We start from the raw sequence: 15114 nt of genomic DNA, 5'->3' as shown, positions 1-15114 counted from the left end.
CCACCACAGCGTGCATCCTGACGGAATGGAGCAACTCGACAGCCTTACCGATCAGTTCAATGACCTTTGGCAGCAGGCAATGGCGCAAGGCTCCCTGCTGCTGTTGCCGTCAAGACTATGGCAGATCGGTATCCTCGTCCTGTGCGCGCTGCTGGCTTGGGGTCTGACCCGCTGGATCAAGCCAATATTCCACGAATGGATCCGCACCCTGACCGGTCGCCCCAAATGGCAACTGCGCGTGCTTGTCGTGCTCCACCGGCGGCTCGGACTGATCATTTTCGCCATGCTGATATGGATAGCTGCCGCAATCATGGCAGAGATCACACCTTTCCTGTCGCGAAGGTTCCTGCTTGAACTGGTCGGGACAATCAGCGTCGCGATATTGCTCGTCGGGTTCGCTGCCAGACTTGTCCGAAATTCCTTTTTGCGACAAGTCGTTACCTGGTTTTTGTGGATCTACGTGACGCTCTATTACCTTGGGATCGTCGATGAAATCTCGAACTTCCTCGACAGCCTTGCGTTCTCTTTCGGCGACATGCGGCTGTCACTCCTGACAGTTCTGCAAGCCCTGATCGCCATCGGAATACTGTTCACGTTCGCCCGCGTTGCAACCTCAACCGCGTCCGAGCGCATCCACGCCAACAGCGAAATTTCGCCGTCCATGAAGGTTCTGGCGGTGAAGTTCCTGCAGGTTCTACTGTTCGGTGCGGCGTTCTTCATCGGATTGAAAGTTGTTGGTGTTGACCTCACGGGCCTCGCAGTGCTGTCCGGCGCCATCGGTGTGGGCCTTGGTTTCGGTCTGCAAAAAGTCGTCTCGAACCTCGTTTCGGGCGTCATTATCCTGCTCGACAAGTCGATCAAGCCGGGGGACGTCATCTCGATCGGCGACACCTTCGGCTGGATCAACGCGCTCGGTGCGCGGTATGTCTCCATCACAACACGCGATGGCCGAGAATACCTGATCCCGAACGAGGATCTCATCACCGGTCAGGTGGTCAACTGGTCGCATTCAAACGATTTCGTGCGCCTCGATATCCACTTTGGGACTTCTTACAAAGATGACCCTCACAAGGTGCGCAAACTCGCTATCGAAGCGGCTGCCGGCGTCGAGCGCGTGCTCTCGGTAAAGCCGCCGGTTTGCCATATCACCGGATTCGGAGACAATTCCGTCGACTATATCCTGCGTTTCTGGATCACCGATCCGACAGGCGGTTTGACGAATATCCGCGGCAACGTCTATCTCGCCCTTTGGGATACATTCCATTCCAACGACATCTCCATCCCCTTCCCACAGCGCGAAGTTCGCATGCTGAACGACCATCAAGTTCCCGCGAGTTCCGACTGAAGCCTGTTCTTTGATTTGCGAAAGCTATATTTAATACTTTGAGGCGTTTTGGGGGTCAGGTTGTATTTTTTACGTCGAGTAAAGACGATTGCGTTTGCGGGGCTTCTGGCGACGACAGGTTTGGCCTGCGCAGAAACAAACATCAGCGCGGTGTTCTCACCCTCAAGCGAAGCCGTGCGGAACAGCCTGATCTCGTCCTCGCTGATCCTTCAGGCGGAACGCGACGGCACCACCGACACACAGGAGTTACTCGCCGCAGCCCGCGCGGATTACGAACGTCTCCTCGCGGTCCTCTATGACGCCGGTTATTACGGCAGCGTTATTTCGATAACAGTCGATGGCCGCGAAGCTGCGCTTATTCCGCCGCTCGAATCCCCCGAGCGAATCGATGAAATATCTCTCCGGATCGACCTAGGTCCGATCTATCGGTTTTCCGAAGCCAACATTGGCCCTCTCGCCGCGCAGACGGAACTGCCCGAAGAATTTCGTCGCGGCGCGATCGCCAGTACAGGCGCCATCCGAGATGCAGCCGGCGCAGCGGTTGACGGTTGGCGCAGCAATGGCAACGCGCTGGCCGAGATCGGCGGACAGCAGATCATCGCGCGCCATGACGAAAACCGCGTCTCTGCCAAGGTCGCAGTCTCGCCCGGTCCGGTTCTGGCGTTCGGTGAAGTCTCGATCAAAGGGAATTCCGAAGTCAGATCACGTCGCATCGACACTATCGCAGGTCTGACACCCGGGCAGCGCTTCGATCCCGACGAAATCGATCGCGCGGAACGCCGCCTGCGCAGAACAGGAAGTTTCCGGTCTGTCGTGATCAACGAAAGTGACGTGGCAACTCCGGACGGCAGGCTGCCGCTGACAATCGAAGTGGCGGAACAAACTCCGCGCCGCTTCGGGTTCGGTGCAGAATACAGCACAATCGACGGCGTTCGCCTGACAGGATTCTGGCTTCACCGGAACTTCCTCGGCGGCGCGGAACGTTTTCGCGTCGACACCGAGGTCGCTGGGATCGGGGGTGAAACGGGCGGCATCGACTATGGAGTTGACGTTCGCTACGAAAGACCGGCCACACCGCGCGCGGACGTCGATCTTTTTGCCGAGATCGGCTTTGAGCGCCTGGAAGAGCCCGATTTCAAATCCAGAACCGGCGAGTTTACTCTGGGATTTACGCGCTATGCGGCGGATGATCTGATCGTCACCTTTGGTCTGGGATATCTCTACTCCGAAGTTGATGACGATTTTGGAAACGAAACCTACTCGCTCCTGACATTGCCCCTCAGTGCAACGCGAGACCGCCGTGACGATCTGCTTGATCCGACCAAAGGCGTCTTCTTCAAGGCCGAAGCCACACCGTTTTATGGTTTCGGTGACACCGAAAGCGGAGCACAGCTCAAGTTTGATGCGCGTGGCTATCGCACCTTTGGCGAAAACATCCCGGTGACAGCAGCCCTGCGCTTGCAACTTGGATCACTCGTCGGACCGGCCCTTACGGAAAGCCCGCCTTTTTACCGGTTCTACTCCGGTGGCGGCGGAACAGTCCGCGGCCAAGACTATCAATCGCTTGCCGTCGACATCAATGGCGACCGAACCGGCGGGCGCAGCTTTGCAGGCATTTCGGGCGAAGCGCGCGTGCGGGTTACGGATAACATTACCATGGTCGGATTTTATGACTGGGGGTTTGTAGCCGCCGAGAGCTTTACAGATGGCGGCGATACGCATGCCGGTGCGGGTCTGGGGCTACGCTACAATACGGGCATCGGCCCCATCCGGCTTGATCTGGCGACCCCTGTCAGCGGATCGGCGGATGCATCAAATATCTACATCTACGTCGGTATCGGGCAGGCATTCTGATGAGGAAAATCCTCGCTCCCCTCATTGCCCTGTCCCTTTTTTCCACCCCGATCTTCGCTCAGGAAAGCCGTAGCTTGTTCGACCGCATTTTCGTTGGTTCCGAAAGCGAAAGTGTAACCGAAGACCCCGGCGGGTTTCTGGAACGACTGATCGAAGACAACCTGTCGGGCGAAGGCCGCGATGTCGAGATCACCGGATTCGAAGGGGCGCTTGGCGGTAGGGCGACGCTCGATACCTTCACGGTCTCCGACACGGATGGCGTCTGGCTATCGTTGTCGAATGTCGTGCTGGACTGGAACAGGGGCGCGCTTTTGCGGGGCCGCGTCGAAGTCGCCGAGCTTTCGGCCGAAAGTATTTCATTGTCGCGCCTGCCAATCCCCGCGGCAGACACGGGTCCGGCACCCGAAGCCTCCGGCTTCAGTCTGCCCGAACTGCCAGTTTCAATCGCGATCAAAGCTCTAAGCGCAAACCGCGTTGAAATCGGCGCCCCGGTCTTCGGTACCGAGACAATCGCCTCGCTCGCGGGTGGTTTCCGCCTCGCCGACGGCGAGGGCTCTGCCCAGCTTGGCATCACCCGGCTGAACGGTGACGGTCAGTTGGCGCTGGATGCAAGCTATAGCAACGCGACAGAAGTCCTGGCGCTTGATTTGACACTTTCCGAAGCAGCGGACGGGATCGTTGCCAACCTCATGAGCCTGCCCGGACGACCTCCGATAGGTTTTTCAATCCAGGGCAATGCCCCGCTTTCGGATTTCGCTGCCGATATCCAACTGGCGACTGACGGCGAAGATCGCCTGACAGGGCGCATCAGCACTACATCCCCCCAAGACAGCGGCGACATCACGCGGATCACTCGCGTCGACCTGCGCGGTGATATCGCCCCGCTTTTCAACACCGAGTATCAGCCCTTCTTCGGCCCAAACACCGCGTTGACCGCGAATGTGACAACCTTCGCGGACGGTCGCACCGACATCAGTGACCTCTCGATATCCGCAGACAGCCTTTCATTGGACGGACGTGTATCGCTTGCGCCGGGCGGTTTGCCACTGAAGATCGCTGTCGCAGGCCAAATTTCCAACTCTCAGGGCGGGGCAGTGCTCTTGCCGATTTCCGGCCCGGAAACAAGGGTCGACCGCGTTGATCTCGATGTCTCGTTTGATGCGGCCGAAGACGATTTGTGGACCGGAGCATTTGAGATCAGCGGCCTCAACCGCCCGGGCTTTTCGGCCAAATCGCTGTCTTTGAACGGAGCTGGCCAAATCACCCGCGATGCCCCTCAAGGCGTAAGCGCCAATCTCCGCTTTGCCGCGACTGCTCTTGATCTTGGCAATCCGGATGCGGAACAAGCACTGGGCGAAGAGGTCACCGGGCAACTCGACATCGACTGGACAAGTGGCGAGGCACTTCAACTCAGCAATCTTGCTGTGAGCGGTGAAAGCTACGGACTGACAGGAAATGCAGATATTGATTTCACGGACAGCGGCCCGGAAATCACCGGTGAAGCAAGCGTCCGCGCCACGCAACTGGCAGCCTTTTCAGGCATCGCCCAACGCACGCTGGGCGGCGCTGCCGAGTTGACAACAAAATTCCGGGTTGAGCCTCTGGCAGGCTTTTTCGAAATCGACGCTGAAGGCGCAACGCGCGATTTGGTCGTCAGCGAACCGCAAGCTGACCGCATTCTGGCAGGCGAGGTCAGCCTCGCCCTCAGCGCGCGTCGCAGCACAAATGGCACCTTCCTGAACGTCGAACGCCTGTCGTCACCCAACGCCGTAATCACTGGCCGCGCCCTGTTGCGCACAGCGGCCTCCGAGATTGAACTGGATGCAAGACTTGCAGACGCCGCGTTGATTTTACCACAAGTCAGCGGTCCGGTCCGCCTGACTGCAAATGCCGCCGAGGTCGACGGTCGCTGGGAATGGGCGCTGGACAGCGGATTTCAACGGACGACTCTGACCGCCACGGGCACGGCAGTCGACGTCTTCAAGACGCCCGTCATCGCGGCAAACGGACGCCTCGTCGCCGATGACCTTGCCGATTTCGCGGACTTGGCCCAACGCCCTTTGTCGGGCTCCATAGATACCCGATTCAGCACCGAAGTCGCGGCCGACCTAAGCCGGATCACGCTGAACCTCGACGGCGCAGCAACCGATCTAAAAATCGGTCAGGATCAGGCAGACGCACTTTTGACCGGCGAAGTTGCGATCATTGCCGATGTCGCGGTCGCCAATCAGGTCGTGACCGTCCGCCAAAGCTCAATCAACGGCCCCGCTGCAAATGTTTTTGCGGATGGCACACTGTCAGCAACCGCAGGTACATTCGATGTCTCCGGACGCATCACCGATCTTGCAACCATCCTGACCGGCGCACCATCGGGCCCATTCGAATTCGAAGCGCAGACCACGCGCGATGGCGACAATTGGGGCTTTGAAGTAAAGACAAACAGCCAGGCAATCGCGCTTGCGTCAAATGGCACAATAAGTGACCCCACAGGCCCGACACCCGAAATTCAAGCCGCCGTCGATGGTGCACTTTCTGATCTCTCGGTCTTTTCGGAAATCGCAAACCGACGCCTTTCAGGATCACTCAAATTCGAGGCAAGCGGACGGGCAACCGCGGACCTCGCACGCTTCGATATCGACGCGACCCTGAGCGGGGCGAACGTGACCACCGGCATAAGCGAACTTGATGCGGCTCTGGCTGGCGCGCTCTCGGCGGAAATCAAGGCAGCGCGCGACGGTGCTGCAATCCGGATCGATACTGCGCGCATCGCAAGCGACCTTGTTTCCGTCACTGCCGAAGGCGAACTTGGGCCGGTTGGCAGCGCCATCGCACTCGATGCGAGTCTGGCCAATGTCGCTCCTTTCGTACCCGGGTTTTCCGGTGCCGCGACTATCGATGGCACCATCACGCAAGCGGAAGACGCCAGACTGGCCGTAGACCTCGACGCCACAGGCCCCGGTGGCGCGCGAGCAGCAATCGCGGGCGATACGGCTATTGATGCGTCGCAGATGTCTCTCGGGATCACCGGTTCAGCACCGCTTGGATTGCTCAATCGCTTTCTTGCACCACGGTCCCTTGCCGGGGACATTGGATTTGATCTGCGCCTTGAGGGAGCGCCAGCGTTGGAGAGCCTGTCGGGTCGACTCTCAAGTGCGGATGCACGCCTCGTTGCACCAGCCCTTGGGATCACGCTGGACAATACCAACCTGAATGTGACGCTGGCCAATGCAAACGCCAGCGTGTCGGCGGTGGCAAATGTCTCAACGGGCGGACGCCTCGGTGTTGAAGGCCAGCTTGCGCTGAACGGGGAACGCAACGCAGACCTCGATATCCGGCTGATTGATGTCGTTCTGAGCGATCCACAACTCTACGAAACCGAGATCAGCGGCACGGTGTCCATCAATGGTGCGCTTTCCGGTGGAGCGCGCATCGCGGGCAACCTCGAACTTGGGGAAACCAACATCCGCATTCCATCATCCGGTTTCGGGGGTGCAGGCGCCATCCCGGAGATCATCCACATAAATGAACCCCCACCGGTGCGCGGAACCAGAGGCCGGGCCGGTCTTTTGCAAAGCACCGACGATACACGTGCCGAGTCTGGTCCAGCATTTCCGCTGGACATCGCCATCTCATCGCCGAACCGCATTTTCATCCGGGGCCGTGGTCTCGACAGTGAATTCGGTGGGGCACTGCGCATCACCGGCACCACTGCAGATGTCGTGCCACAAGGCGCATTTAATCTCATTCGGGGACGTCTCGATATTCTGGGACAGCGACTGGCTCTGGAAGAAGCAACAGTAACCATCCAGGGCTCGTTCATTCCGGTGCTTCGTATTCGGGCCACGACGGACGCGGATGATGTCAGTGTGGCGGTCATCGTGGCCGGTCCAGCGAACAACCCGGAGATCACCTTCACGTCAGACCCCGAACTGCCGCAGGAAGAAGTCCTTGCCCGGCTTCTGTTTGGCCGCGAACTCCAAAACCTTTCACCGATTCAGGCGGGCCGTCTGGCACTTGCGGTGCGAACCCTGGCAGGGCAAGGCGGCGAAGGGATCATTTCCAATGTCCGCCAAGGCGTCGGTCTTGCCGATTTCGATGTCACCAGCGACGAAGACGGCAACGCAGCAGTCCGCGCAGGCGCCTACATTGGCGAGAATATCTACACCGACGTGACCGTAACCGCGACTGGCGATACGGAACTAAATTTGAACCTGGATCTGAACGAGTCGATTACCCTGAAAGGCTCCGCCGCGACCGATGGAGACTCGAGTATCGGCGTTTTCTTCGAACGGGATTACTGAGCCTTTGCCACGCCAATCTTGGAAATGGCTTTCCGTGGTGTTATGTTTGCTATACGGGCACAGCTTGCGCCCATGTTCTGGCGTCATTCAAGGAGGACAATGTCCTGTCAAACGTCCACGACGCGGTCCGTGAACCGACCGCAAGCGGAACCGGCCGCATGAAAGCCGCCAAATCCGCTTCACTGTCGAGCGAAGCTTTGCTCGCCGAAATTCTCATATCGCTGGAAGACGACAAGGCGGAGGAAATCGTCACGATCGACCTTCGCGGAAAATCCGCTATTGCGGACTATATGGTCGTTGCTTCGGGGCGATCCACCCGCCAAGTTGCCGCTATCGCAGATCATCTGGTTGATACCCTGAAGCAAGATCACGGTCGCCTCTCAAAGATCGAGGGCAAGGACACTGGCGATTGGGTCTTGATCGATACCGGGGATATCATTGTCCACGTCTTTCGACCGGAAGTGCGCGAGTTCTATCAACTGGAAAAAATGTGGCTGACACCCGGTGGCCCGTCGTCATCACCGGCATGACCTAGCGGGCAATGAAACTGCGCATCGCAGCAGTCGGGCGGCTGCGGCCCGGCCCCGAGCAACTGCTCATTCAGGATTATCTGGATCGATTTGACAAAACCGGCCGGAATCTGGGCCTGGGTCCGATTTCGATTCACGAAGTAGAGGCTAAAAAAAGCGGAATGTCGGCCGAGGCCAAGCAGCTTGAAAAAGCAATCGGACCCTGTTCTCCAATCTGCACGCTCGACGAACGCGGAAAAGTGATCTCCTCCCCGGATCTCGCACAGATAATCGCCCAATGGCGGGATGAGGGCGAGAGCGAACCGGTATTTGTCATTGGCGGCGCAGATGGAATTGACCCCGGTCTTCGTAGACGGGCGGACACAAGCCTCAGCTTTGGCAAAATGGTCTGGCCGCATATGCTAGTGCGCGTCATGCTGGCCGAACAACTTTACCGCGCTTCGTCTATTCTCGCCGGCAACCCCTACCACCGCTCTTGAAAACGAAAACCGATTGAAATCCTCCCACTGACGAGGGGCTCCGCCCCTCGAGCTCCCCGGGATACTGCTGCCAAAAAGAAGGAAAAATTTGATTCAAACTTTCCTTTCTTTTTGGGGAAAGTATCCCGGGGGTGAGCGAAGCGAGGGGGCTGGCCCCCTATTCTGCAACACCGCATATCACGTCTTCACATCCGGTTGCATTCTGCCAGTTGCTGCACGAATCCCTGCGATTTCTTCGGCGGCTGATATGATACCGGACAGCGCCGCATCCGCACTTTCGTGGATTCTTTCCGGATTGCTTTCATAGGTCTCAAGATAAACCCGCAACGTAGCTCCCACAGTACCCGTTCCCGAAAGGCGGAACACAATCCTGCTGCCGCCTTCGAAGATGATCCGGATTCCTTGATGTTCGGAGCGCGACTTGTCGATGGGATCATCATATGCAAATTCATCCGCACTTTCCACAACCCCCACGCCAAACTTCGCGCCGGGTAAATCGGCGAGTTTGCCAAGCAATGCATTCATCATCGCCTCCGCCCTCGATGCATCGACAGCTTCATAATCATGCCGTGAGTAGTAATTGCGGCCGTATGTCTCCCAGTGGCGACTCATGAGCTCCTTAACCGAAACTCGCGTTTCCGCGAGGATATTAAGCCAAAGCAGCACAGCCCAAAGACCATCTTTTTCCCGTACATGATCGCTCCCCGTGCCTGCGCTTTCTTCGCCACAAAGGGTAGCGCGACCAGCGTCGAGAAGGTTCCCGAAGAACTTCCAGCCAGTCGGCGTCTCGAAACACTCAAGTCCTTTCGCTTGTGCCACTAAATCCACAGCGCGCGACGTCGGCATCGAGCGTGCGACTCCCGCCAGCCCGCCAGCGTATCCCGGCGCAAGCTGCGCATTTGCGGCAAGCACCGCCAGACTGTCGGACGGCGTGACATAAATCCCGCGTCCGAGGATCATGTTGCGATCGCCGTCACCGTCCGAGGCGGCTGCAAAGTCCGGAGCGTCCGGACCCATGACCAGATCAACCAATGGCTTTGCCCAAATCGGATTTGGATCAGGATGGCCGCCCCCGAAGTCAGGTTTCGGTATTCCATTCAGCACCGTTCCCGACGCGGCCCCCAAGCGACGTTCGAGGATTTCGTGGGCATAGGGTCCGGTTACCGCATGCATGGCGTCGAATTTCATCGTGAAACCGCCCGCGAACAAATCCCGAATCTTCTGGAAATCGAACAGCTCTTCCATCAATTCGGCATAGTACTCGACTGGATCAACGACCTCGACTTCCATACCGCCCAGATCACGCGTGCCAAGGGTCGACAAATCCACGTCCTGCGTTTCCAAGATTTCGTAGGATGTCACCGTTTTTGTCGCCTCGAACATGCGATTCGTGACTTCTTCGGGCGCCGGGCCACCATTCGCGATATTGAATTTTACGCCAAAGTCCTCGTCGATGCCGCCGGGGTTATGACTGGCCGACATGATGATCCCGCCATCGGTCTTGCGTTTGCGAATGAGATGCGATGCCGCGGGCGTAGAAAGCAGCGCGTTTTGACCGACGATGATCTTCTTGGCACCACTCGCTGCCGCCATTCGCAAGATGACCTGCGCAGCCTGTTCGTTGAAATAACGTCCGTCCCCACCCAGCACGAAACTCTTGCCCGCGGCACCGCCAATACCGGCCCAAATGGACTGAACAAAATTCTCGAGGTAATGCGGCCCCATGAAGACCTTGGTCTTTTTTCGCAGTCCGGACGTTCCGGGCTTTTGCCCTCCAATTGGTTGCGTCGCAACTGTTCTCTTTTCCATCCTAGATCTCCCCCAATCAGACTTCAGCGCTGACAAGCACAAGAGCCGACACGCTTTGCTCTGCAATTTCAATAGTTTCAACCGTCACCACCCGACGATCATGGTCCGGATTGGCGCTGTCGACATCATGACGCCAATGCTGTCCGTCAGCCACTGACGGCAGTTGGAAAGACACCTCAGGACCCGCATTGAAGATCGTCAGTACCGCGTATTCCGAAGCGGCATAGGCAGGCGTTCCGGCAGCGGTCCGCTTTTCTACGGCCAGCACTCTGCGCGCCGGATCATGCCAGTCCTTCGTTTCCATCGGCGCACCGTCTTCGCGCCACCAGAACAGATCCTCGACACCATCAATCATCCGTTCCCGCGAATGCAGAAACAGCTTCTGTCGCAAGACCGGATGCGCCCGGCGAAACGCGATCAACCGCCGGGTGAAATCCAGAAAGCCCTGATCGGGTTTCAACCAGTCGATCCAGGCAGTCTCGTTGTCCTGCGCATAAGCGTTGTTGTTGCCACCTTGCGTGTTCCCAAGCTCGTCGCCAGCCAACAGCATCGGCGTGCCTTGTGACATCAGAAGGGTCGCCATCATGGCGCGCTTGCGGCGCGCACGGGCAGCCAGAATAGACACATCTTCGGTCGGACCTTCGACACCAAGGTTGGCCGAATAATCCTCTGAGTGGCCATCCTTTCCGCCTTCCCCGTTCGCCTCGTTGTGCTTTGTGGAATAGCTCACCAGATCTTCCAGCGGCATACCATCATGAGCGGTCAGGAAATTCACCGAAGCCGTAGCGTTGCGCCGCGAATGATCGAATTGCTTGGAAGATCCTGTCAATCGCTCGCCAAGATCCGCGACCCGACCTGGATCACCGCGCCAAAAGCGGCGGACGCCATCGCGATACTTGTCGTTCCACTCCAGGAACGGCGGCGGATAGGCGCCAAGCTGATATCCGCCAGGGCCAATGTCCCAAGGCTCGGCGATCAGCTTGATGCCGGCCATCGACGGGTCCTGACGAATGACATCAAAAAAACCCGACCCGCGGTCAAACCCTTCCGGGGTTCGACCCAAAACGCTGGCAAGGTCAAAACGAAACCCGTCCACGCCCATCACGTTCACCCAATAGCGAAGACTGTCCATGACCATCCTCAAGACCATCGGATGATCGACATTCACGGTGTTTCCCGTTCCCGCATAATTCAGATATTGGCGACGGTCGTCGGCCAGCAGGTAATAGCTCGCGTTGTCCAAACCACGAAACGAGATCGTCGGCCCCATTTCGTCCCCTTCCGGCGTATGGTTGTACACCACGTCCAGAAAGACCTCGATCCCGGCCTCGTGGAACCGGTCCACCATGGCGCGAAATCCGGCAACGCCACCTGACCCGAGATACTTGGGATCAGGCGCGAAGAACCCGAAAGACTGATAGCCCCAGTAGTTCGTCAGTCCCTGTTTGACGAGGAAATGCTCGCTCAGAAACGCATGGACGGGCAGCAACTCAATCGCGGTCACGCCAAGGTTTGTAAGGTGTTCCAGCATTGCTGGCTCGGCCAGTCCGTCGAACGTTCCTTTTTGCTGAATGTCGGGATGCAGCTGCGTCAGACCCCGGACGTGACCTTCGTAGATGACCGTATCGGATATGGGCGTGCCGGGACGTTTCACCGGCGGGAAATCGAAGTCCTCCATTACAATGCAGCGCGGCATGCTCGACGCGCTGTCGCGTGGATCGAAACTCAGATCCAGCGCCGCCGCCTCGCGGTCATAACCGAAAATCCGATCATCCCATTTTGGTCTGCCGGTCAACTGCCGCGCATAGGGATCAATGAGAAGTTTGTTCACATTGAACCGGTGGCCCTCGTCCGGACGATACGGACCCCGCGCGCGTAGCCCGTATAGCTGGCCCGCCTTCAATCCTCTGATTTCACCGTGGAAAATACCGCCCTCTCGCTCCGGCAAGGCGATCTTTGTTTCCCGGCCGTCGGCGTCGAAAAGGCACACGAAAATCTGCGTCGCATGATCCGAAAACACCGCAAAATTGACCCCGTTCTCCGTCAGGGTCGCGCCAAGTCGAGCGCTTGAGCCGGGGCCGATGCTGAAACTCATTTATTGGCAGCCGTCAATCGATCATAGAGGCTTGCGTACTCCGCAGCCGAAGCTTCCCAACCGACACTTTGGCGCATCGCATTGGACTGCAACATCGCCCAGGCATCCACGTCGTGATAGAGGTCAACCAGATGCCCCAGCGTCGTCGCCAGCGCATGCGATGTCAAAGGAGACACCTGCAAACCCGTTGCCACACCCGACCGCATCGCCATTGGACTTGCTGGGATTACCGTATCAACCAGCCCCCCGGTCGCCGCCACCACAGGCACAGTGCCATAGCGAAGCCCATAAAGCTGCGTCAGACCGCAAGGTTCAAACCGCGACGGCACCAGAATCGCGTCTGCGCCCGCCATCATGCGATGGCTCAATGCCTCGTCATAGCCAATCCGAACGGCCACGTTTGCCTGTTCAGCCGCCTTCACGAACGCGCCTTCAAGCGCCTTGTCACCCGACCCCAGCAAAGCCAATTGTCCGCCACGGTCGATGAACGCAGGCAAGGCCTCAAGCAACAGATCCAGACCCTTCTGATGACTGAGCCGCGACACCACGATCACCAAGGGCCCGTCAGAATCCGGCAACCCGAATTCCTTGCGCAGCCGCGCCTTGGCGCGCCCCTTGCCGCGTGGCGTCTTGTAATTCACGATCTCGGGGTCGGTTCTCGGATCCCAGATCTCCAGATCGATCCCGTTCAGAATACCGGTCAGGTCCCCGGACCGCGCTCGCAGAACACCGTCCAACCCCATGCCGAACTCGGGTGTGGTCAACTCGCGCGCATATGTCGGACTGACCGTCGTCAACGCCGTGGCAAATTGCAGCCCCGCCTTCAACGCACCGATCTGCCCCCAGTACTCAAAGCCCTCAGCCACGAAATCCGCCGGATCAAGTCGTAGTCCCGCCAGTCGGTCCGCCGGCGCCAGCCCGTGAAACGCAATGTTGTGGATTGTCAGAACAGACGGCACATCCACGCCGTTCTTCTTCATGTAATAGGGCGCGAACCCGCCCTGCCAATCGTGCGCATGGACCACATCCGGCGCCCAGCCTTTCGCCCCGTCGCGAGCGATCCGCATCGCGATCCAGGACAAGGCTGCGAACCGTTCCGGGTTGTCGGGAAAATCACTGCCCTGCGCGTCCAGATAGGGCGAACCGTCACGGTCAAAAAGATGCGCCGCCTCCAAGACATAGAGTGACAAGCCCGCAACCTTCGCCTCCAGAACCCGAACCGGACCTCCGAAAAGGTCGTCTTCATCCAGAACCGTCCGCGTCTTTTTCAACGCTTTCATAACCGAACGGTATCCCGGCAGAAGCGTTCGCATGTCATAGCCCAGGGGTTTCAAGGCCCCCGGTAACGCGCCCGCCACATCAGCAAGCCCACCGGTTTTCACCAGCGGAACACATTCCGACGTGACGGACAGGATGCGCGTCATAGTTTGGCGGCCCTCGCGTCAATCATCGACTGGGTGATCAATGTGACACCGCCTTCGGTGACACGAAACCACTTGGCGTCCTCGACCGGGTCCTCGCCCACGACCAATCCTTGCGGGATATGAACCCCACGGTCGATGACGCAATTCCTAAGTCGCGCTGAGCGCGCAACATTCACGTAAGGCAGCGCCACAACTTGATCGAGCGAGGCATAACTGTTGGTATGCACCTGCGTGAACAGCAGCGATTTCTTGATCTCGGTGCCCGAAACAATGCAACCGCCTGACACCAGCGACGACACAGCCGAGCCGCGTCGATCCTCTTGGTCGTGAATGAACTTCGCTGGCGGCACGCTTTCCGAATAGGTCCAGATCGGCCAGTTGGTGTCCCAAAGATCAAGATCCGGGGTGAAGTCCGTCAGGTCGATATTCGCGCGCCAAAACGCATCCACAGTCCCCACATCGCGCCAATAGGCTGGAGCTTTCGGGTCGTGGCGCACACAGGAATCGTTGAAGCGATGCGCCTGAGCTTTTCCGTTCTTTACGATCTCGGGGATCAGGTCGCCGCCGAAATCATGGGTTGAATCTGGGTTTGCAGCATCTACCAACAACAACTCGCGCAGAAAGGACCACTTGAAAACATAGATGCCCATCGACGCCAAGGCGTGCTTCGGATCGCCCGGAATGGAAGGGGGATCGGCAGGTTTCTCAAGGAACTGTGTGATCCTGTAGTTCTCGTCCACGTGCATCACACCAAAAGCCGTCGCCTCTTCGCGCGGGACCGTCAGACAGCCGACGGTCACATCTGCATTGGTATCGACATGCTGGCGCAGCATGATCTCGTAATCCATCTTATAGATGTGATCTCCAGCCAAAATCAGAATGTATTCAATGCCATAGCTATCAACGATATCAATGTTTTGCGTCACGGCGTCGGCCGTGCCGACATACCATTTGTTTTCTTCAACACGCTGTGAAGCCGGCAGGATATCCAGGTATTCGTTCCGCTCGGCGCGAAAGAAGTTCCAGCCGCGCTGGCAATGCCGGATCAGACTGTGCGCCTTGTACTGAGTGGCCACCGACATCTTTCGGATACCCGAGTTCAACGCGTTGGACAGCGCAAAGTCGATAATCCGTGCCTTGCCCCCGAAAAAGACCGCCGGCTTCACGCGGTTGTCGGTCAACTCCTTAAGCCGCGATCCACGCCCCCCGGCCAATACAAAGGCCATCGAACGCGCCGACAGGCGTCCATTTATTTTCGGTGTCATGTGGTCCTCCCC

9 protein-coding genes are annotated in these 15114 nt (G+C 58.2%); 5 read left to right on the top strand and 4 right to left on the bottom strand.

The window, feature by feature from the left end; genetic code table 11:
- The first annotated feature begins 25 nt into the window (after positions 1–25).
- The 5 genes from BOA8489_RS06630 to rlmH all read left to right on the top strand — a co-directional run bounded on the left by BOA8489_RS06630 (position 26) and on the right by rlmH (position 8509).
- Positions 26–1345, top strand: a complete 1320-nt coding sequence (locus BOA8489_RS06630; RefSeq protein WP_370807161.1) for a mechanosensitive ion channel family protein — start codon at positions 26–28, stop codon at positions 1343–1345.
- Positions 1346–1405: 60 nt separating this feature from the next.
- Positions 1406–3199 (top strand): autotransporter assembly complex protein TamA, encoded by a 1794-nt coding sequence (locus BOA8489_RS06625; RefSeq protein WP_176440221.1) that lies wholly within the window; start codon positions 1406–1408, stop codon positions 3197–3199.
- Positions 3199–7500, top strand: coding sequence for a translocation/assembly module TamB domain-containing protein (locus BOA8489_RS06620; RefSeq protein WP_093973219.1), 4302 nt, complete (start codon positions 3199–3201; stop codon positions 7498–7500). The genes BOA8489_RS06625 and BOA8489_RS06620 overlap by 1 nt, the downstream gene beginning before the upstream one ends.
- A 158-nt stretch (positions 7501–7658) precedes the next feature.
- Positions 7659–8030, top strand: a complete 372-nt coding sequence (gene rsfS / locus BOA8489_RS06615) for a ribosome silencing factor (RefSeq protein WP_093973218.1) — start codon at positions 7659–7661, stop codon at positions 8028–8030.
- Positions 8031–8041: 11 nt separating this feature from the next.
- Positions 8042–8509 (top strand): 23S rRNA (pseudouridine(1915)-N(3))-methyltransferase RlmH, encoded by a 468-nt coding sequence (gene rlmH, locus BOA8489_RS06610; RefSeq protein ID WP_093973217.1) that lies wholly within the window; start codon positions 8042–8044, stop codon positions 8507–8509.
- Between the two features lie 177 nt (positions 8510–8686).
- Here rlmH and BOA8489_RS06605 read toward each other — a convergent pair whose 3' ends face one another.
- The 4 genes from BOA8489_RS06605 to glgC are packed head-to-tail and all read right to left on the bottom strand — an operon-like array spanning position 8687 to position 15102.
- Positions 8687–10318 carry an alpha-D-glucose phosphate-specific phosphoglucomutase gene (locus BOA8489_RS06605; protein WP_093973216.1) on the bottom strand — a complete coding sequence of 544 codons (1632 nt, stop codon included), beginning with the start codon at positions 10316–10318 and terminating at the stop codon, positions 8687–8689.
- A gap of 16 nt (positions 10319–10334) precedes the next feature.
- Positions 10335–12413, bottom strand: a complete 2079-nt coding sequence (gene glgX / locus BOA8489_RS06600) for a glycogen debranching protein GlgX (RefSeq protein ID WP_093973215.1) — start codon at positions 12411–12413, stop codon at positions 10335–10337.
- Positions 12410–13837 carry a glycogen synthase GlgA gene (gene glgA, locus BOA8489_RS06595; RefSeq protein WP_093973214.1) on the bottom strand — a complete coding sequence of 476 codons (1428 nt, stop codon included), beginning with the start codon at positions 13835–13837 and terminating at the stop codon, positions 12410–12412. Before glgA ends, glgX begins: the two co-directional genes overlap by 4 nt.
- The gene (gene glgC / locus BOA8489_RS06590; protein WP_093973213.1) at positions 13834–15102 is read right to left on the bottom strand and encodes a glucose-1-phosphate adenylyltransferase; all 1269 of its coding nucleotides are present in this window, start codon (positions 15100–15102) and stop codon (positions 13834–13836) included. Before glgC ends, glgA begins: the two co-directional genes overlap by 4 nt.
- Positions 15103–15114: the final 12 nt, after the last annotated feature.

This window comes from Boseongicola aestuarii, assembly GCF_900184815.1.
Classification (GTDB): Bacteria; Pseudomonadota; Alphaproteobacteria; order Rhodobacterales; family Rhodobacteraceae; genus Boseongicola; species Boseongicola aestuarii.
The sequence above is the reverse complement of the archived record's forward strand: the minus strand, read 5'-3'. Positions and strand labels throughout refer to the sequence as shown.

Coding starts and splice junctions, on each gene's coding strand:
- BOA8489_RS06630 (WP_370807161.1), top strand. CDS start 26: ATGGAGCAACTCGACAGCCTTACCGATCAGTTCAATGACCTTTGGCAG.
- BOA8489_RS06620 (WP_093973219.1), top strand. CDS start 3,199: ATGAGGAAAATCCTCGCTCCCCTCATTGCCCTGTCCCTTTTTTCCACC.
- rsfS (WP_093973218.1), top strand. CDS start 7,659: ATGAAAGCCGCCAAATCCGCTTCACTGTCGAGCGAAGCTTTGCTCGCC.
- rlmH (WP_093973217.1), top strand. CDS start 8,042: ATGAAACTGCGCATCGCAGCAGTCGGGCGGCTGCGGCCCGGCCCCGAG.
- BOA8489_RS06605 (WP_093973216.1), bottom strand. CDS start 10,318: ATGGAAAAGAGAACAGTTGCGACGCAACCAATTGGAGGGCAAAAGCCC.
- glgX (WP_093973215.1), bottom strand. CDS start 12,413: ATGAGTTTCAGCATCGGCCCCGGCTCAAGCGCTCGACTTGGCGCGACC.
- glgA (WP_093973214.1), bottom strand. CDS start 13,837: ATGACGCGCATCCTGTCCGTCACGTCGGAATGTGTTCCGCTGGTGAAA.
- glgC (WP_093973213.1), bottom strand. CDS start 15,102: ATGACACCGAAAATAAATGGACGCCTGTCGGCGCGTTCGATGGCCTTT.